The organism is Marinitoga piezophila KA3 (assembly GCF_000255135.1).
Taxonomy (GTDB): domain Bacteria; phylum Thermotogota; class Thermotogae; order Petrotogales; family Petrotogaceae; genus Marinitoga; species Marinitoga piezophila.
On record NC_016751.1, the window covers coordinates 932,465 to 952,144 of the forward strand.

At 28.2% G+C, this 19,680-nt stretch carries 20 protein-coding genes and 1 tRNA gene; 6 read left to right on the forward strand and 15 right to left on the reverse strand.

What is annotated here, in order from left to right; genetic code table 11:
• From ribH to MARPI_RS04580, 4 genes are all read left to right on the forward strand, one after another.
• Entirely contained in the window at window positions 1-465 is a 465-nt protein-coding gene (gene ribH / locus MARPI_RS04565; protein WP_014296418.1) for a 6,7-dimethyl-8-ribityllumazine synthase, read from the forward strand.
• Between the two features lie 4 nt (window positions 466-469).
• Window positions 470-1,531 (forward strand): bifunctional diaminohydroxyphosphoribosylaminopyrimidine deaminase/5-amino-6-(5-phosphoribosylamino)uracil reductase RibD, encoded by a 1,062-nt coding sequence (ribD, locus tag MARPI_RS04570; RefSeq protein ID WP_014296419.1) that lies wholly within the window; start codon window positions 470-472, stop codon window positions 1,529-1,531.
• Window positions 1,516-2,082, forward strand: coding sequence for a riboflavin synthase (locus tag MARPI_RS04575; RefSeq protein ID WP_014296420.1), 567 nt, complete (start codon window positions 1,516-1,518; stop codon window positions 2,080-2,082). Before ribD ends, MARPI_RS04575 begins: the two co-directional genes overlap by 16 nt.
• A gap of 281 nt (window positions 2,083-2,363) precedes the next feature.
• On the forward strand, window positions 2,364-3,317 hold the full coding sequence (locus MARPI_RS04580; protein WP_238528150.1) for an asparagine synthetase A: 954 nt from the start codon (window positions 2,364-2,366) through the stop codon (window positions 3,315-3,317).
• Between the two features lie 37 nt (window positions 3,318-3,354).
• On the opposite strand, the gene MARPI_RS11105 is transcribed toward MARPI_RS04580, so the two are convergent.
• The 7 genes from MARPI_RS11105 to MARPI_RS04610 all read right to left on the reverse strand — a co-directional run bounded on the left by MARPI_RS11105 (window position 3,355) and on the right by MARPI_RS04610 (window position 8,325).
• Window positions 3,355-3,495: a hypothetical protein gene (locus MARPI_RS11105; RefSeq protein WP_014296422.1), complete on the reverse strand. Its 141-nt coding sequence runs from the start codon at window positions 3,493-3,495 to the stop codon at window positions 3,355-3,357.
• Window positions 3,496-3,631: 136 nt separating this feature from the next.
• Window positions 3,632-5,053, reverse strand: a complete 1,422-nt coding sequence (locus MARPI_RS04585; RefSeq protein ID WP_014296423.1) for a hypothetical protein — start codon at window positions 5,051-5,053, stop codon at window positions 3,632-3,634.
• Between the two features lie 10 nt (window positions 5,054-5,063).
• Entirely contained in the window at window positions 5,064-6,308 is a 1,245-nt protein-coding gene (locus MARPI_RS04590) for a DUF58 domain-containing protein (protein ID WP_014296424.1), read from the reverse strand.
• 5 nt (window positions 6,309-6,313) lie between these two features.
• Window positions 6,314-7,246 carry an AAA family ATPase gene (locus MARPI_RS04595; RefSeq protein ID WP_014296425.1) on the reverse strand — a complete coding sequence of 311 codons (933 nt, stop codon included), beginning with the start codon at window positions 7,244-7,246 and terminating at the stop codon, window positions 6,314-6,316.
• Window positions 7,247-7,279: 33 nt separating this feature from the next.
• The gene (locus tag MARPI_RS04600) at window positions 7,280-7,597 is read right to left on the reverse strand and encodes a DUF190 domain-containing protein (RefSeq protein ID WP_014296426.1); all 318 of its coding nucleotides are present in this window, start codon (window positions 7,595-7,597) and stop codon (window positions 7,280-7,282) included.
• Window positions 7,594-7,971: a fluoride efflux transporter CrcB gene (gene crcB / locus MARPI_RS04605; protein WP_014296427.1), complete on the reverse strand. Its 378-nt coding sequence runs from the start codon at window positions 7,969-7,971 to the stop codon at window positions 7,594-7,596. Before crcB ends, MARPI_RS04600 begins: the two co-directional genes overlap by 4 nt.
• An 81-nt stretch (window positions 7,972-8,052) precedes the next feature.
• Window positions 8,053-8,325, reverse strand: coding sequence for an HU family DNA-binding protein (locus MARPI_RS04610; RefSeq protein ID WP_014296428.1), 273 nt, complete (start codon window positions 8,323-8,325; stop codon window positions 8,053-8,055).
• Window positions 8,326-8,582: 257 nt separating this feature from the next.
• On the opposite strand from MARPI_RS04610, the gene MARPI_RS04620 reads away from it, so the two are divergent.
• Window positions 8,583-8,659: transfer RNA gene (locus MARPI_RS04620), tRNA-Asp, on the forward strand.
• Between the two features lie 31 nt (window positions 8,660-8,690).
• Here the strand turns inward: MARPI_RS04620 and MARPI_RS04625 are convergent.
• From MARPI_RS04625 to ruvB, 8 genes are read right to left on the reverse strand one after another with little or no spacing between them, the layout of a single operon-like run.
• Window positions 8,691-10,205, reverse strand: a complete 1,515-nt coding sequence (locus MARPI_RS04625; RefSeq protein ID WP_014296429.1) for an Eco57I restriction-modification methylase domain-containing protein — start codon at window positions 10,203-10,205, stop codon at window positions 8,691-8,693.
• Between the two features lie 4 nt (window positions 10,206-10,209).
• Entirely contained in the window at window positions 10,210-10,878 is a 669-nt protein-coding gene (locus tag MARPI_RS04630) for a uracil-DNA glycosylase (protein WP_014296430.1), read from the reverse strand.
• 16 nt (window positions 10,879-10,894) lie between these two features.
• Window positions 10,895-14,359, reverse strand: coding sequence for an LptF/LptG family permease (locus MARPI_RS04635; RefSeq protein ID WP_014296431.1), 3,465 nt, complete (start codon window positions 14,357-14,359; stop codon window positions 10,895-10,897).
• Window positions 14,360-14,363: 4 nt separating this feature from the next.
• On the reverse strand, window positions 14,364-15,083 hold the full coding sequence (locus tag MARPI_RS04640) for a phosphate signaling complex PhoU family protein (protein ID WP_014296432.1): 720 nt from the start codon (window positions 15,081-15,083) through the stop codon (window positions 14,364-14,366).
• Complete coding sequence (locus tag MARPI_RS04645) at window positions 15,080-15,907, reverse strand: NAD(+)/NADH kinase (RefSeq protein ID WP_014296433.1); 828 nt, start codon at window positions 15,905-15,907, stop codon at window positions 15,080-15,082. The genes MARPI_RS04640 and MARPI_RS04645 overlap by 4 nt, the downstream gene beginning before the upstream one ends.
• Before the next feature lie 5 nt (window positions 15,908-15,912).
• Window positions 15,913-16,218 (reverse strand): YggT family protein, encoded by a 306-nt coding sequence (locus MARPI_RS04650; protein WP_014296434.1) that lies wholly within the window; start codon window positions 16,216-16,218, stop codon window positions 15,913-15,915.
• Between the two features lie 4 nt (window positions 16,219-16,222).
• Window positions 16,223-16,921: a YggS family pyridoxal phosphate-dependent enzyme gene (locus tag MARPI_RS04655; RefSeq protein WP_014296435.1), complete on the reverse strand. Its 699-nt coding sequence runs from the start codon at window positions 16,919-16,921 to the stop codon at window positions 16,223-16,225.
• 1 nt (window position 16,922) lies between these two features.
• Window positions 16,923-17,945 carry a Holliday junction branch migration DNA helicase RuvB gene (ruvB, locus tag MARPI_RS04660; protein ID WP_014296436.1) on the reverse strand — a complete coding sequence of 341 codons (1,023 nt, stop codon included), beginning with the start codon at window positions 17,943-17,945 and terminating at the stop codon, window positions 16,923-16,925.
• Window positions 17,946-18,127: 182 nt separating this feature from the next.
• Here ruvB and MARPI_RS04665 point away from each other — a divergent pair, with 182 nt between their 5' ends.
• Window positions 18,128-19,645, forward strand: coding sequence for a site-2 protease family protein (locus tag MARPI_RS04665; RefSeq protein WP_050899156.1), 1,518 nt, complete (start codon window positions 18,128-18,130; stop codon window positions 19,643-19,645).
• Window positions 19,646-19,680 lie beyond the last annotated feature (35 nt).

Here is a 19,680-nt window from a genome sequence, read left to right on the forward strand (position 1 = left end):
ATGAAAATTTTTGAAGGTATTTTTGATGGAAAAGATTTAAAAATTGCTATTGTAATTTCAAGGTTTAACTCATTTTTTTCTGAAAGATTATTAGAGGGTGCTCTGGACGCATTAAAAAGGCATAATGTAAAAGAAAGCAATATAGATATTTTCAAAACTCCAGGTTCTTTTGAAATTCCATTTATTACAAAAAAACTAATAAATAAAAATTATGATGCTATTATAGCTTTAGGGGTTGTAATTAGAGGAGAAACATATCATTTCGAAGTTGTTGCCAATGAAGTTTCAAAAGGAATTGCTCATTTAAATTTAATATCAGATATACCAATTACCTTTGGAATAATAACTTCAGAAACTCTGGAACAGAGTATGGATAGATCAGGTGCAAAAGCTGGAAATAAAGGTTTTGAAGCTGCAATGGCTGCTTTAGAAATGGCAAATCTCAATAAGCAATTGAAGGTGTAAAAATATGAATCATGAATATTTTATGCAACTTGCTATAAATGAAGCAAAAAAAGGAATAGGAAAGGTGAATCCAAATCCCTTGGTAGGAGCTATTATAGTAAAAAACGGAAAAATTATATCGAAAGGTTATCATGAATATTATGGTGGGAGACATGCAGAAGTTGTAGCTATTGAAAATGCCAAAAAAAGAAATATAGATTTAAAAGGAGCTACAATGTATGTAACTCTTGAACCATGTTCTCATTTTGGAAAAACTCCTCCATGTGCAAACAGACTGGTAAAGGAAGGATTTAAAGAGGTTTATATAGGTATGCTTGATCCAAATCCAATGGTAAATGGAAATGGAATAAAAATATTAAAAGAACACGGCATAAAAGTAAAATACAACATTTTAGAAAGTGAAATCAAAAAATTAAATGAAATTTTTATTACATATATAACTAAAAAAAGACCTTTTATTGCTTTAAAATTTGCTATGACAATGGATGGTTTCATTGCTTCAGAAAAATTTGATTCAAAATGGATATCAAATAATATGTCAAGAAATTTTGTACATAAATTAAGAAATTACTATTCATCAATTTTAATTGGAGCTAATACTTTAATAAAGGACAATCCAAATTTAACCTGTAGAATAAAAAATGGAAGAAATCCCATAAGAATTATTCTGGATAAAGACGGGAAATTTTATAATAAAAAATTAAATATTTTTATGGAAAAAGGGCAAAATATAATATTCTCAAATTCAAAAAAAGAAATAAAATACAAAAATACAGAAATAGTAAATGAAACAAACATACATCAAATTCTAAAAATATTATTTGAAAGAAAAATTGATAGTATTTTAGTTGAAGGCGGTGCAACAATTTTATCTTTATTTCTAAAATATAATCTTGTTGATAAAATTCATGTTTTTTATGCACCCAAAATTATTGGAAAGGGTATATCTCCTTTTAATAATTTAAAAATTGATAAAATAGAAAATTCCATCAGGTTTAAACCCGTAGAAAATAAAATTTTTGAGAATAACCTTTATTGGGAGTTGATACCATGTTTACAGGAATAATACAGCATTTAGCGAAAATGAATATTATAAATAATAAACTTATTATAAATAATCCTTTCAAAAATATTCAATTAGGGGAAAGCATTTCAATTAACGGTGTATGTTTAACTGTTGAAAAAATAGAAAATAGCAAGCTTTATTTTTCAATAGGAGAAGAAACATACAGAAAGACAAATTTAAGGTATTATAATAATAAAATTGTCAATCTCGAAAGGTCTTTAAGATTATCTGATTTTGTTGGAGGACATATTGTTACCGGTCACGTTGATGGAATAACAAAATTTTTAGGTTTAAGAAAATCTTCAAATACATTTTGGATGAAATTTAAAATTCCTCAAGAAAAATGGGCCATTGCAACAAAAGGGGCTATTACAATAAATGGAATAAGTTTGACAATTGCAAAAAAAGAATTAGATACCTTTGAAATACAAATAATAGAGCATACATATCAAAATACAAACTTAAAATTTCTAAAAATAAGTGATTTTGTTAATTATGAAATAGATATAATTGCTCGTTATTTAAAAGAACAATCTGAATATATTTATTAACCAAGTAGTTGACATTGTAAAAAAAATGTAGTATAATAAGAAAAAATTTAATATATATTTTTTCAGGTGGTGTTAGGTATGAAGATAAGAACAATAATAATAAAAGTTAATAATTTCAATAATAATATCAACCAGCGTTGGTGGAACGCGAGGTAAGCTGTCGTTTACTATCAATTCACCGGCGCTGGATTTTACCAGCGCCGGTTTTTTATTTATCTATTTAAATTCAATGAGAGGGAGAGATTTTTATAAAATTATATTTGAAGGGAGAGGGTATTATGATGAAAGAAAGTATGGAAAGAAAGGTTGACACGGTACCATTGGTAAAGGAATATATGGAAAATCCTGTATTTAAAGACGCTACACTTATTCAAAGCGAAATTTTAAAAGGAATTAGACATGTATTGGATGAAAAAGGATTTGTGGAATTATTGCCTGTAACTGTTTCACCTATTACTGATCCACTAAACCATCCACATTTTGAAGCTGAATTTGAATATTATGGACAAAAGTATTCAGTTACAAAATCTATGATTTTACACAAGCAGGTTGCTGTTCTTGTTCATAAAAAGATTTATATTGTTTCACCAAACGTTAGATTGGAAACAGAGGACAAAATGCATTCAGGAAGACATTTATTTGATTTTGTTCAAATAGATATGGAAATGTTAGAATCACCAAGAGAGGTTGTATTTGATGTAATGGAAGATGCCATTATCCATACAATAAAAACAATAAAAGAAAAATATCCTGAGATTATTGAAAAGTATCATCCTTCTTTGAAAGTTCCTGAAAAACCTTTTAAATGCTATACCGTAAAGGAATTAAAGGAAAAATATGGCGAGGACTATGAGAAAAGAGCTTCTCTTGAAGCAACTGAACCATTCTGGATGATCGATATTCCACTTTTAGAAAGAGAATTCTATGATAAACAGGATCCTGAAAGACCTGATGTTTTATTGGATTTTGATTTGATTTACCCTGAAGGTTATGAAGAAGCTATATCCGGTGGGGAGAGGGAGCATGAATACGAACAGATTCTAAAAAGAATGGAGTTAAAGGGAACTCCACCAGAGGCTTTCCAGGATTATCTGGAAGTTGCAAAAGCTGGTTTGTTAAAACATTCTGCCGGATGTGGAATTGGAATAGAAAGATTTACAAGATGGATTTTAGCGCTCGATCATGTTGAAAAAACCAGACTTTTTGCAAAAACTCCTGGAAAGCACTCTATCTAAATTTAAAAAAGAAGACCGGAATTTCCGGTCTTCTTTTTTAAATTATATAATTGTTTCTCGTATAAACCTCTAAAGCTTCTTCTTTAAAGTTTTCTACTAAGTTATCAACGCTGTTTTCAGAAATCCTTTCAAACATGTTGTTTAATCTTCTGTCAATATAACCTTTTATAATTTTCATACTCTCCCTCTCCTTTAAAAAGAATGTATTAAATCTATTTTCAATTTTATTCTATTCCTAAATCTATGCAATTCGGTTTCCGAACTATTATGTTATTGTAATATTGTATTGCATTATGATAAATTAAAACCCAGGATTAAATCTCCTGGGTTTTAAAGTGTTCTATAGAGCTATTTATAAGATTTATAATTTCTTTTTTAGACAGATTATAACCTTTGTTACCATATTCTTTTAATATAAATAAATCTGTTAATCTTTTGAACTCTTCTGGTGAATCTACTTTTTTTAGTAGTTCATACGGAGTAAGATGTTGGAATTTTTTAAAAAACCTTTTTCTTATGTATATATATCCTTTGTCAATTAAATATGGTATATCCTTCCCATCAAATTCATCTTCCTTAAATTTCTCATTCTTTAATTCTTTAAATTCAAGATCCTCTTTCTTACTATCTTTATCCTTTTTAAGTATTTTATAAATAAAATATGCCAATATTAAAATATTTACTAAGTAAATATACCTCGAGAATTTTATTATTAGTTCTGCAATTTTTAATATTAAAATTTCTGCTTTCCCATTATATGTAATTTGTGTTGAATTTGCAGTCATCCCATTAGCTTCATGATTTATTGTAGTTGGTTCTTTTGAAATTTGTTTTTCAATATTTGATGTAAAGAATTCCGGTGTTTCTAATTTATATTGTAAAGGTTTAAGATGTGCTATTGTATTTAATCCCATAAATGTAATAATAAAAAATAAAGCAAGAGAAATGTATAAACGTTTTTTATCTTTTTTTGTCATATATTTATAAGAATAATATGCAATTACCAAACTTGATATTACCCCTAACACTAATACTCCTAAAAATAATTTTTCCTTTTGTGTCATGGTTTCCTGTGGTTTATATACCCTTGTGTATATTGGATTTGTTTCTGATTCTTTAAATAATCTTTTGACCCTTTCTTTTTTTTCAGTATTTTCATCTTCAACATTTATTTTATTATTTTCTATATTATTCTCATTTTCATATGTTTTATAATATTTTTTATCCATAAAGAGACTAAAATCTTTAAATGGATTTATACTTGTTTGAAAGGACACAAATGAAAATACAAAAAATATAGCAAAAAGTGTTATATATAATTTCTTGTTTTTTTCTTCTTTTAATAGTTCATATAAGAAATACAACAATACAGCTCCCACAAGAATATGATTAATTGTATTTCTTAGAATTACTGCTGCTATTATGTATACATAAATATATCTAAATAAATCCTTTCTTTCTTCTGGAAGAAAATAATTCACTATAATTATCAATGTAACATTATATGCAAAAAAAGGGCTCCTATCTAAAGCCATTTCAATGGAAAATGCAGTTCCAAATACCAGAAATAATGCGAGAAAGGCTATGTAATACGGCATATTCATCTTTTTAAACTTTTTAAATAATAATGTATAAATTTGAGTAACTATAAAAAGGGCTATAAAGTCTATTACATTAAGCGGCAAAAGAGAAATTATAACTAATTGCTCAAATAAATTGCGAACTTTTTTATCCAACCCCATCACCTCAAATACTTGAAAAGACTTCTGTTAATGAATCATCTGGCGAAACTAACCTAACAATTATATGATTTTCTTCAAGTAATACTGCTTTTTTCTCCAATTCAATAGCTTCAACCCTGAAAATCTCCTGATTATTTACATCCAGTTTCCCTTCGGTTTCAACTCTAAAACCATATGGCATAACCAGCACAATGACTTTTGAAACTTTTGAACGCATTTTTATTAAATATGGAATTATTTCATCGGTTAAATGTATTGATATTATTATTACTGTATCTTCAAATGTGAGATACGGAATTTCTGATTCAAGTACTTTTTCAAGGTTTATATCACTATTATTATCCCCATATGCTGAAGCTATTGTATCAAAATATTCAACCCAATCGTTTGAAGATATTTTTTTTATTTCTTTTCCCAATATAACAAGGTTAAGATCCTGATATTTTTCTTTTTGATATTTTACAATACTTGCGGTCGCCTTTAACGCATATTCTTCATATACTTTTCTTTCATTTTTCCAGAAGATATTTTCTTTCGGAATACCATCTGGCAAATTTAAGTCAACAAACATATATACCTGCCCTGTTGAAGTATGTGCATATTTTTTTACCATTAACCTGTCATATTTCGCTGAAATTTTCCAATTTATTCTGTTTAATGGTTCATTATTGTATTCATCAATATTTTCAACATAAGTAACGTCTTCCAATACTCTTATATTAGATTTTTGAGCTGGCAATAACTTTTTCAAACTTTCTTTGTTAAACTCAGAATATATAAATTCCGGCAAAACTTCAACCTTTTTTTCAACGATTTTTGTTTTCCAGAATTCAAAACCCAATGAAGTATTGTATTTAATGCTAATTCTTCCTATATCTTTAATTCCTCTTGTCCCAAAGGATATATTAAAAATCAGTTTTTTTCTTTCACCTGGTTCAAGATAAACCTTTTGATTTAATGGTCGAATTCTCTGAAGTAAGTTCGATGGTGAGACAAGTAATAAAATACCATCATTAGAATTGTTTTTTAAATATATTCTGTATTCAAAGATTTCATCAATAAATGCCTTTTCATATTCTAATTTATATTCTATTTCTATATTCTCAATAATTGCTTTTTTTCTAAAAAAATCATACCAGATATATCCCAATAATGCCAATAATAGCAATGTATAATTGCTAAAATAAAATATATTTATTGTTACCCCTATAACAGAGTACCAGACGAGACCTTTTATTTTATATCTCACTTATATCACCTTATAACTCTTACTTCTTCTAATATATCGCTTATTAAGTCATATGGTGATACTTTTTTTATTTTTGCTTCTGCTTTGAGAATTATTCTATGTGCCAAAACATATTTTGCTATGTTTTTTACATCATCTGGAATAACAAAATCCCTTCCTTCTATTGCAGCAACGCTTTTTGATAATTTCATTAAAGCAATAGAACCTCTTGGACTGGCACCTACCTTTATATCTTTGTGATTTCTTGTTCTATTAACTATTTCAATAATATATTCTTTTATTTCATCGGAAACAAGTACATTATTTACTTCTTTTTTCACTTCTGATAATTCTTCAGCAGAAGATACACTTTCTATATGATTTATAGGATGTTCTTTTTCCTGCGAATTTAACATTTCAACTTCATATTGAGGATCAGGATATCCTAAGGATAATCTAATCATAAATCTATCTACCTGTGCTTCTGGTAATGGAAATGTTCCTTCGAACTCAATTGGGTTTTGCGTGGCAATTACAAAAAAATGTTTTTCAAGTTTGTGGGTTATTCCATCTATAGACACCTGATTTTCAGCAAGTGATTCAAGCAATGCTGATTGTGTTCTTGGCGTTGCTCTGTTTATTTCATCACCAAGTAATATATTGGTAAAAATAGGACCTTTTTTTAAGACAAATTCATTTTTATTTTTATCGAATATATATAAACCTATTAAATCGTTTGGAAGTAAGTCCGGTGTAAATTGAACCCTTTTAAAATCAAGATTAAATGATTTTGCAATTGCTCTTGCAAGTATTGTTTTTCCTGTTCCTGGAACATCTTCTAATAAAACATGTCCTTCACTAAAAAACGTTGCTAATACATATTTTATTTTTTCATCTTTTCCTTTTATTACTTCATTCACATTTGATATTATTTTATTAGTTAGTTTTTCTGCTAACATTTAAAATCCCCTTCCTGCTTTGATTTTATATTATTACTTGTTTTTTTCTATTCTTATGCTTTCAACATCCCAATATACAACTAACCCATCAAAATTACATTTTTTTACTTCTTCAATTATCTTTTCTATTTTATCGCTGGAATCTACTATTTCAACTACTATTGGCAAATCTTCACTTAATGTAAAAAAATCAACTCTATGTACATGATGTTTTTCTCCAAAACCCATTATCCCTTTTAAAACAGTAACTCCTTTAATTCCATGGTCATAACATAATTTTACTATATGTTTATATACAGGGGTTCCATCGCAATGATCACCTTCACCAAGATAAATTCTTAAAAATTTCATGTTCCCAACCTCCCCAATGCATAGCCAAGAAATGCAAATAAAAGACCTAAAAACACGCTTATTGATAGATACAATAATGAATATACATTAAACCCTTCTTCACTTAAAACTATTGTTTCATACATAAATGTTGAGAATGTGGTAAAAGAGCCTATAAACCCTGTGGTGAAAAATAACATAAAATTTTTAGGTAGTTCAAGTCTGTATATACTCAGCGACATTAAAAAACTCAAAACAAATGCACCTATTAAATTTACCATTAATGTTCCATAAGGCATATTTGAAAATGGAAATGCTGTATTTACATATTTTGATACAAGATACCTCGATATTGCTCCTAAAAATCCTCCAATACCAATATAAATCAAGTTCATACAATTCCTCCAGTATCTTAATTTTATAAATATGGATTATTATCATAAATTTAAACGGAGCCAGAATGGGCTCCGTTTAAATTATTTTACTTTTGCTTTTAATTCTTTACCAGCTTTGAATTTAGGTACTTTTCCACCAGGAATTTCAATAGTTTCCTTTGTTTGTGGGTTAACACCTTTTCTTGGTTTTCTTTCTACAACTTCAAAAGTACCGAACCCAACGATTTTTACGTTGTCGCCTTTTGATAAAGCTTCTGACACAACGTCTACAAATGAATCAACAAATAAAGCTGCTTCTTTCTTTGTAACGGATAATTTTTCAGCTAATGCACTAACGAGTTCCTTTTTGTTCATACATGCACCCCCTATGTATTGATATAAACGTATTTCAAGGCAATTTTACCACATTTTTTTGTTAAAATCAAGCATCTATGTTAATTTTAAACATTACAAAAGACTTTATTTTTAAAAGTTCTCTTCTTATTATATGAATATTATTTATTTTCAAGGTTTTCATCATTAAAATATTACTAAAAAACATGTCACTATTTAGAAACCAATCAGGACTGGATTTGTAATATTTCTTTCGGTATAATATATCCGGAAAGCTTGGGGACGTGGTGCAGTTGGTTAGCATGCCGGTCTGTCACACCGGTGGCCGCGGGTTCGAGTCCCGTCGTCCCCGCCAAAAAATCCGGATCTTATGATCCGGATTTTTTTTATACATATATCTTTTTTATATTCTTCTTTATAACTTCTTCTATTTGTTCTTCATATATTTTTGTTTCCTTTTTCTGTTTTTTCAATCTTATTATTTCTTTAGTAATATGAGAAATTTCATCTTGTATTGTTAAATCAAATTCAGGTATTTTTATATTTTCAAGCAATTTTTGTGTAAAAGACATTCTTCCGCCACGCTTCCCGCCATAGGATATATAATACTCTCTAAAAAATAGCGAATTTAAATATCCTAAAAGAAAATATATATCTTTTTCTAAATACGGTTGAATAAACAATACATCTCCTGAAGGGAAATAACTTTCTTCTGAAAAACTAAAACGATTATATGGTTTTCTATCTAATGCTGGAACATATATTCTTTTACCTGGATTTTCCATTAAAAATTTATAGTTTCTTGCCGCCTGCCATTGATACCATTTTGTTCTCCCTGGCAAAAACCTTTCTGACATTTCTTTTTTGTGTTTTAATAATCTTATGTATATTTCTGGATACTTTTCTTTCAAAATTTTTTCTTCAATGCTTTTATCTATAAATATATATCTATGAAAACCATTTACTATATATCTATCGCAATTTTTAGCTTTTATAAACGGTTTTATGAGTTCTTTTGATGAGTTATCCATTTTTTGATACTCATTTTCAGAAATATAGAAAGCTTTTTTATATCCAGATACAAATCCTACACCTATTTTTGCTATATCTTTTAATAATTTATATTCTTGAATATCCCATTTTCGCATTTCTGATGTTGACCATACAGTATTTTTTTTAAATGGCGGTAATTCATAATATTCAAAAAGCTCACTGCTTTTTTTTTCTTCCAGAACTTTTTCAATATCTGATCTAATTTTATTTATATCATTTATTTGCTGGTTTTTGATATTTAATACTTTTATTTTTTTTTCAAATATTCCTTTTTTATACTTAAATATAATTGTTTCAGGATTTTTTGAAAATAACCTTATTTCTCCAAGATCTATTATAATCTCAAAAGATCCGTTTTTTATCATAAAATTTCTTAAATATGCCGCATGTGTGTTAAAAAAGAAATGGTATGGAACTATATATATAAGTTCTCCTTCTTCTTTTAATAACTCTATTGATTTTATAATAAATGCATAATAAATATCCGCTTCAGCATTTTTTGCAATCTTTTTTATTTGTTTGGATAATCTCTTTGGTAAATCACTATAATGTACATAAGGTGGATTACCCATAATAAGATCAAATCTTTCTTTAAAGTTTTTTGTAAGAAAATTTTCTGCTAATATTTCATATTGTGGATATTTTTCTTTGCATAATTTATAAAATTCTTTATTCATCTCTATTCCATATACATTATTAAATCCATACTCCTGTAATTTTTTTAAAAAAACTCCCCTTCCGCATCCAGTATCCAGGGTAAGGGAGTTTTTATTTTTGCCGGTTAATTTAACCATTAATTCTGCTATTAATTCAGGTGTTTCTACAAAACCTATTGGTTTTTTATACATTTTATCATCCTTTGTTTATTTTATTTTCTGCTGCAATTACGCCTTTTTCAACCGTTGTTACCAGCTTTTTTATATCTAAATCTGGATTATTTTTCAACTGTTTGTACATATAACCTATCGCCTGCATATCAATTTTTGCATAAAACAATGGAGATCCTTCTTTTTCACTCCTATTTCTAAGAAGATAGCTTGGGTGAAATGTTGGGAATATATATATATCGCCATACCATTCTTTGAATCTTCCTCTATGTTTTGTAATGGGAACTGTTTGCTTCAAAAAATAATTTAATGCTGTAGAACCTAACGCAACTATAATTTTTGGTTTTATTGTCATAACCTGCGCAAGGAGAAAATGACTGCATTTTTCCATTTCTTCGCCTGTGGGCACTCTGTTTTTAGGCGGCCTACATTTTACCACATTGGTAATATATAAATCTTCTCTATTTATCTTTGCCACTTCTTTTAACAATTTATCAAGTAAATTCCCTGCTCTTCCTACAAATGGTCTTCCCTGTAAATCTTCATTTGCACCAGGACCTTCACCAACAAACATTATAGGTGTATCTAAACTCCCTTCACCTACTACTACATTATTTCTTGATAAACTTAAAGAACACCCTTTACATTTTTTTATTTTTTCGCTAATTATATCCATATCTTCCATTTTTCCCATTGTTTTCCCTCCAGAATTAGAACATATTTATATCTACACCTTTTTCTTCGGTATATCCAAATGATTTCTCAGGTATATCTGCAATAAAGAACTTTAATTCAAATTGTTTAAATGAAAATTCTGGCAATAATTGTAAATCTCCCTTTAAGTATATTGACCAACATATGATCTTTTTATTAATTTCAAACTGCGAAAATGTCCATTCGTTATTTTTTATATCATATGTAAACGAAATCTTCGCCCAATCATATTTAGTCGCTGTATCATAACCTATTCCAGTTTTTAAATATTGATTTTCAATATCATAATCTATTGAAGTCGTAAGACTTTTAGACGCATCTTTGGCTTTGTAGCTCAAATCGTAATGAATATTGTTATAATCATTAAATAAATTTAAATTCCCTTTATATTTTCCACCATATTTATCGTAAAAAAGATATTTTGATTTTATTTGAGGAATTGTTTCTTTCCAATCTTCTTTTTTAAAATAATAATCATAAAATATTTCTATTTTATTTTTACCAAAGGTTATTATATCGTTATTTTCTATCTTTATTATAGGTAATTCTTCATCTTTGTGATTGTATTCAAATTCATATTTATGCTTTAAAATTGCAATCTTTAAAAAACCATTGAAATTTGTCGTAATAAATTCAAAATTTTCTTTTTCCAGAGATGTTTTTGTATTATTTTCAAATTCTAAAATACTATATTTTAAATTATATTTTGTTGTAAAAAAATGCGCAATAAATCTATCTTCTCTATTTTCTTTCATAAAATCAAAAGTTCTATTATATCTTCCATCAAAAGAGTTTTTTACATCTAATATATCCCACGATGCATCGATACCAACAAAATCGGTTAATTTGTTTGTATGCGTAGCGGGAGTGGAAATCCATTTCGGTTCATTAACTAAAACTCTATAATATTGATAATCTGAAACACCATATTGAAAAACAAAAGCTCTAATTTTAAAGTTACCTTTTGTCCCATAGGTAAAATAATTGTATATTCTATCAGGATATATATGTTTAAATGACATTCTCATCTCAGGAGAAAGAGATGAGTCTATTGAAAACCAATTATTATAAAAAAAATCATTTGAATATTTTATAGGTGTAATTTTATTGTATATTGCATCTTTTAAATATAAATTCAAACTTCTTAAATTATCTCTTTCATATAGAGCTGAAAAAGATGTTTTTATTTCATTTTTTAGAGAACCATTGTATATTTTTGAATTTGTAGATGTATTTATACTTATTTTCTTTTTATCCCACGAATCCGATAATTTAGTTGCAGGTCCAGTAATATATAGACGAGTAGAATTTAACTTAAAATAACTTTTTTTATATTTTTTTTCCAGTGAAGGTGTTGTAAGTTTTAAAAAAGTTACAGAACTTAAATTTCTATTTCTCCATGAATACGCTGAATATAATGAAAACTTACCTAAATCTGTTTTTATATCCTTTAAAGACAGAGAAAATGCATCTGAATTGTTTGAAAAACTATGAATAACCTGTGCAGAATAAGTAAGGTTTTCCAATTTTTTTGTTAATGAAAATTTCAAATCTGAAATGCTTGAATTTGAAATACTATTTGAAAACGCAAGTGTTCCAAGAATCATAGGAATTGAATATGTATAACTCATTTTTTGTGAAACTGTATTTTCTTTTGTATTTCTTGAATATTCCTGTGAATAAGATAGTATAGATTTGTCTGGAAATGTGTGATTAATTTTTACTGTAATAGTAATTGAATCATTTTTAAATGCAAAAGCAGCCAAAAATGGAGCTTTCTGTTCTTCAGCTAAACTTTGAAAATAGAAAGGAAAATAAAAAACTGGAATACCAAAAAATTCAAGTGTAACGTCACGCGCAATAAGAAATTGATCAGGATAGATTGTTACATGAGAAGATTTAAAGTAATATGTAATACATTCCTTACATGTTGTCATCTTTACTCTTTCGGAAAATACAACATCATCATCTGTTTTCTTTTTTGAAATTTCAGACCATACGCGTATTTTTACATTCTTTTTTTTTTCATTTTTAAATGATTCTATTGAATATGTATGATTTAAAATTACATCTTTACTTTCAAAATTAACTTCCATTTGAGACGCTTCTATGGTTCTTTTGCCCTGAATATATGTAACATTATCCAATAAATATGCGTTTTGAATTTGATTTTTATCATTAAGAAACCCATATCCTCTTGGAGCTTTAATAATTGAATCTTTGTATTTTATAGTTGTACTTCCTTCAAATGTAATCTTTGTTCCATCTATAGTGATATTCTCGGAATCAATAAATACCTTTTCAGAATATCCGTAATTTGCAAGAAATACCACTACAATACCAACACCAATTATTCTTTTTAAAGGTTCAATTAATTTATATGCTGCTCTTGTATCAAGTAATATAAATAATACAATTCCAACTATACCAAAAAATATATTAGGCAGCCACGGTGCAAGATATGGATTTATAATCTTCTCCTTTCCCAAAGCACTTAACCATGCACCAGACCCCTGATATAATACAACAAGTATAAATGTTGAAATAACACTCCACGATTTACTTTTCAGGTTTATAAATAATGAAAGCGCTACTCCAAGAAGCGCTATAACCATTGGCGCAACTGAATTAGAAAATTTTTCCTGATAACCAACAATTAAAGCTGATGGATCTCCACCAAGTCTTTGGGTTATTTCAATTTTGTGCTTTAATTCTTTTGTTGTCATATCATTTGGACTTTTTGAAAATCTCAGATATTCTTCAACATCCTTTGATATATCCAATTTTAATTTTTTAAATGTAATATCAAGTTTTAAAAGTCCATCATCTGTTAATCTAAAAATTCTTCCATTTTCCATATACCAGGTATCTTTATCCTTAAATGCCTTTTCTGCATGAAAAACCGTTGTTTTAGAATAATCCACCTCATATAATAATATTCCATACAAAATACCCTTATCTTTATCTATTTTCCTTACGTATAAATACTTTTTATTTCTTTCAACCTCAACGAATTTATTCATCTCTATGTTTGCTTGAGCACTTTTATACACATACTTTGAAATAGCTTCTTTTGCTTTCATATTTGATTTTGGAACTATTGTATCGTATAACGCAAAAGTAAAAATTGAAAGAATAAACGATAACACCAGAAAAGGTAATATTATCTTTTTTGATGGGATACCCAAGGACTGTAAAGCTATAATTTCATTATCATTAGATAACCTTGATAAAACCCAGAATATAGAAAAAAGTATTCCCACGGGAATACCCATCACAAGAAAATATGGAATATGGAAAGAGATTAATATAAATAATTTATCAATTCCAACTTTATTTCTTACAATTATATCTGATAATTGATACAATAATTCAACACTTACAAATACGATAAATCCAACAAGTCCCATTAAAAAAGGGGATATAAACTCTTTGGATATGTATTTCAGCAATTTTGTCATTTATCTATTCCCCCATTGAATAAAATATATCAAATCCTTCTTTTGTACATTTATATCTATCCCCGGTCAATATAAATATTGTATACTCTGCAATGTTAGCACTTAAATCAGAAAACTTTTCTATATTTGAAAGTATTTCAATATGTGCCATAATAGATCTAAAATTATCTTTTGAAACTTTCAACATTAAATTTCTTTTAAACGCTTCATACAAACTATCTATTTCATTATCGGTATTACAAATTTCTTTAGCAAGTTCAAATGACTCTCCAAGAACATTCCCGTCTTCTATAACATTTGAAAATAATTTTAACGCATCACCTAACATTCCCTGAGAAATTTCAAAGAGATCTTCAAATTGATATGGATTTATAGAATTCGGTAATTTTAAAAGATCCACATTATTTTTAGCCATTGTTTCACACATATCTGCCATGCTTTCAAGGATTCCTATTATTTTATTGCCTAAAAAAACAATTTTTAATGATTTTCCATAAAGATTATTGGTTGCTATAATCTCCATAGCCTTATATTCAAGGCGTGCTTCTACAAAATCAACACGCGCATCCTGTTCTATAATTTCTTTTGATAACTTCATATTTTTTTCAAAAAAAGCATCTTTGAACTTTAAAAACATTCCCTGGACAATTCTGCCCATTTTTAAAATTTCGTTATGATATGAAATTATTATATTCTTTGTTTCTTCTGGTAATAAATCTATCATATCAATCTCCTACCAAAGCCTAATTTATTTATTAATACTTTAAAAAATGAATAATCATTTTTCTGTGCAAGAGTTACTTTCTTATCAGATGATGAAACTAATACAGCCATTCCACTTTCAATTCTATGAACTATATCGCCATCAACAGTTACATATGCATTACCCGCATCAATATGATGAATCATTATTTCAACATAATTATCAGGAGAAATTACCAACGGTCTTATATTTAAAGAATGTGAAGCTAAAGGATTTATAGTTATAAGATTTAATGAGTGCTCAATTACCGGTCCGCCCATGGACAAAGCATAACCCGTAGAACCTGTTGGAGTTGAAATAATAACTCCATCTCCAGAATAATTTAAAACGCTTTCTCCTTTTATTAATATTTCAAGATCAACTGTTCCAATAGGCTGACTTTTCTGAATGGTTATATCGTTTAAAGATAATATTTTCTTTCCTCCAACATAGCATTCAAGCAAAAATCTATCTGAATAATGCAAATTGTTAGAAGCTATGTCTTTAGCAGCCTGTTCCATTTCTGTGCTATCATATGCAGTTAAAAATCCCAATGTTCCAAGATTTATCCCAACTATAGGTACAGAATATTCAGCAGATAATTCTGCAACTCTTAAAACAGTTCCATCTCCTCCCAAGACAATAAAAACATCAGATTCCTGATAAAGAGTATTATCAGGAAGTGCAGAACCTGCTGGCATTACCTTTAAAATTTCAATATCATTTTCTTCAAAAACATGAAGATAATTGTCTATTATTTCCTGTTTTTTTGCTTTTATAGGATTAAAAAATAAAATTCCTTTCAAGATTATCACCTCAAAACTCGAGCAAGGTCAAAAAGCGTATTAACCAAAAAGCTATCGAGTAATATTAAAATTAATATTGACACAAATGGTGTAAAATCAAACATTCCAACAACCAATCTCCCACCAAATAACCTTCTTACAGGTCTATTTATAAGTTCAGAAACCTGATCGAAAAAATTTCTAATAGGATTATGATAATTAAAGGATATAAATGAAAAAATAGAAGATATAACTATAGATATTTCAAAAAAGTTTATTACTATTCTTAAAACATTTGCTATACCATAAAAAAGATTCCCTAATATGAACATTTTATCAACCTCCTGTTGTATAATTTCGTTTTCCAAATATAAGAGATCCAATTCTCACCATTGTTGTGCCACTTTCTACAGCAATTTCATAATCATTGCTCATACCCATTGATAATTCAGTAATTTTTTTATATTTTACATTTAATTTATCTCTTAATTCTCTCAATTTATCGAAGATATTTTTTATGAGCCCTTTATCATCTGTATATGGTGCCATTGTCATTAAACCCACAACTTCTAAATTTTCATAATGCATCGCCATTTTTATAAATTCTTCAACTTCTTCTGGAACAATACCACCTTTTGTTTCTTCTCCAGAAACGTTTACCTCTATCAATATCTTTTGAATTTTATTGTGTTTTTTAGCTATTTTATCAATTTCCTTTAATTCCTTCTCACGATACACAGAATGTATATATTCAGCAATTGGAACTATATATTTAACTTTATTTGTTTGAATTCTTCCTATAAAATGCCATGTTATATCATAACCCTCTAATTCCTGATGTTTTGCTCTTAATTCCTGAGCTTTGTTTTCTCCAAAATTCTTTATTCCATATTCATATGCTGCTTTAATATAATCAACTGGAAATGTTTTAGAAACTGCCACCAATCTAATTTCGTCAAATTGTCTATTTGATCTTTCAGCTGATTCTTTTATCTTTTCATTTACAAAATCAAGATTTGATTTTATAAATTCCATATTAATTCCCCCATAACGAATATAAATTTTTATTTGACTTTTCAATTCCTAAATGTTTTAAAGCTTTTTCTGTTATCATCCTGCCTCTATGTGTTCTTACCAAAAATCCTTTTTGTAATAAATATGGCTCATATACCTCACTGATACTATCAGCTTCTATTCCTAACGAGGCTGCAAGCGCCTTCAATCCAACCGGACCACCATTATAAAAATCAATAATGGTATTTAATATCTTTCTATCCATTTCGTCAAGACCTTCTTTGTCAATTTCAAGAAGTGTCATTGTTTTTTCTGCAGTATCGACATCTATTAATCCACCATTATTAATTTGAGCATAATCTCTAACACGCTTTAATAATCTATTTGCAATCCTTGGTGTTCCTCTCGAACGTTCCGCAATTAATAAGGCGGCATCATCGGTAATCTTTACATTTAATAAATTCGCACTTCTTATGATTATTTCCTTTAATTCATGCGGTGGATAAAAATTCATTTCCATAATTATTCCAAATCTACTTCTTAATGGCGCAGCAATTAATCCTGTTCGAGTTGTTGCACCAATAAGTGTGAAATGATTTAAATCTATTCTTATTGACCTGGCACCTGGTCCTTTGCCTATAACAATATCAAGCTGAAAATCTTCCATAGCAGAATATAAGATTTCTTCAACTGATCTGTTTATTCTATGAATTTCATCTATAAATAACACATCTCCATTTTGTAAATTGGTTAAAATAGCTGCTAAATCGCCAGCGCGTTCAAGAACAGGACCACTTGTTATCTGTATATTAGCTCCCATTTCATTTGCTATTACATTTGCAAGAGTTGTTTTACCAAGACCAGGTGGCCCTGCAAGTAAAATATGATCTAACGGCTCTTTTCTTTCTTTAGCCGCATCAATGGTTATTTTTAATTTTTCTTTTACTTTTTCCTGACCAATATATTCATTTAAAAATTGTGGTCTTAAATTTATTATTGTACTTTCTTCTGGCTTTTCCTGTGGGTCAAAAATTCTTTCGTCCATATATTCCCTCCAAAAAACTTCGCTTTTATTATTATATCATATTATGATATACAAAAAATATATAATTATTGACAAAAATTATAAAAAAACAATATAACATATTAGAAACAATATACCTTCATAATTTAACACATACATATGGTAAAATATTTATAAAAGGATTTATTGACGGAGGTGTTTCAATGGCAACTATTTTCTGGTTTTTAGTGGTAATAACAATTGTAGTCTTTTTTCATGAATTAGGACATTTTTTATTTGCAAAATTGTTCAAAACCAAAGTAGAAGAATTTGCAATAGGAATGGGACCAAAGTTATTTAGTATAAAAGGTAAAGAAACAGAATTTAAATTTAATCTAATTCCTCTTGGCGGATATGTAAAAATTGCCGGTGAAGAAATGGAAGATACTGATAAAATTTCTGACGATCCATCTTTATTTTATAATAAAAAACCATGGCAGAAATTTCTCATTGCTTTTGCTGGCCCGGCATTTTCAATATTACTTGGATATATAATCTTAGCCTTTTCTGGAATGATATATGGATTTAACGAAGTTAAAATTGCAGAAGTAATACCTGATTCTCCGGCATTTTATAGCGGTCTTGAAGCTGGTGATGTAATTCATAAAGTAAATGGAAATCTTGTTTTTGACAGTTCTATTTTAAGCTTTACCATAAAAGAAGGAAAACCTGTAAAACTTGAAGTTTTGAGAAATAATATACCTGTAGAAATTACTGTAAAACCTGAAAAAACAATACCTGAATATGTTATCGCATTTAAACCTGATACAAACAATATCGAATTAACTAATAAAAAAATTCTGGAATTCAATACACATTCTGCAAATGAAATAAAGGACATTTTGCCTAATCTGGAAAAAAATGACCGTTTAATTTTGAAATTAGATGATGGAAATACTATAGAAGGAAAAATAGTAACTTATTCTATTATTCCTGAAAGATATGCTATAGGTGTATACTTTGCCTCATTTTCAAATGAAATAAATAAAGATATTGAACCTTTTAGAGCAGGAGATAGAATTACAAGTATAAACGGCATTGAAATAAAAAATGGTATTAATCTTATAGATGCACTTTCTAAAATAACTCTTGAACCTGGAACTGAATTAATCAGAATAAAAAATGGGAAAATAGTAGAAAATTACACAGGAAAAGAAAATAAAGACCTGAATATAACTGTATTAAGAAACAATCAAAAAACAAATATAAAAATTTCTAAAGATGCATTTATACAGATTTTACAGGAGCCAATGGTTTTAAAATTTGATTTTGATAAATGGAGACCAAAAGGTTTTGAGGTTATTACTACTTCAATTCAATGGGCAAATACATTGTTAAAGGCTATGGTTGATATGATTGGACAATTATTTACTGGCAAGGTTAAAACCAGTGAAGTTATGGGGCCTGTCGGAATAGCTGGAGTTGTTGGTCAAGCTGCCAAAGCCGGTCCTGAAGCTTTGATTTCTCTAATTGCATTAATCACCTTGAACCTTGGTATTGTTAATTTATTGCCTATACCTGCCTTAGATGGCGGAAGGATAGTATTTTCTATATATGAAATGATTACCGGAAAAAGAACAAATCCAAAGGTGGAAGCTACAATTCACACTATTGGTTTTATACTCTTAATGATATTATTTATTTTTATTACTTTTAATGACATATCAAGATTTTTCAAATAAACTTATAAATTAATTTTTAGCCATAATATGGTGAA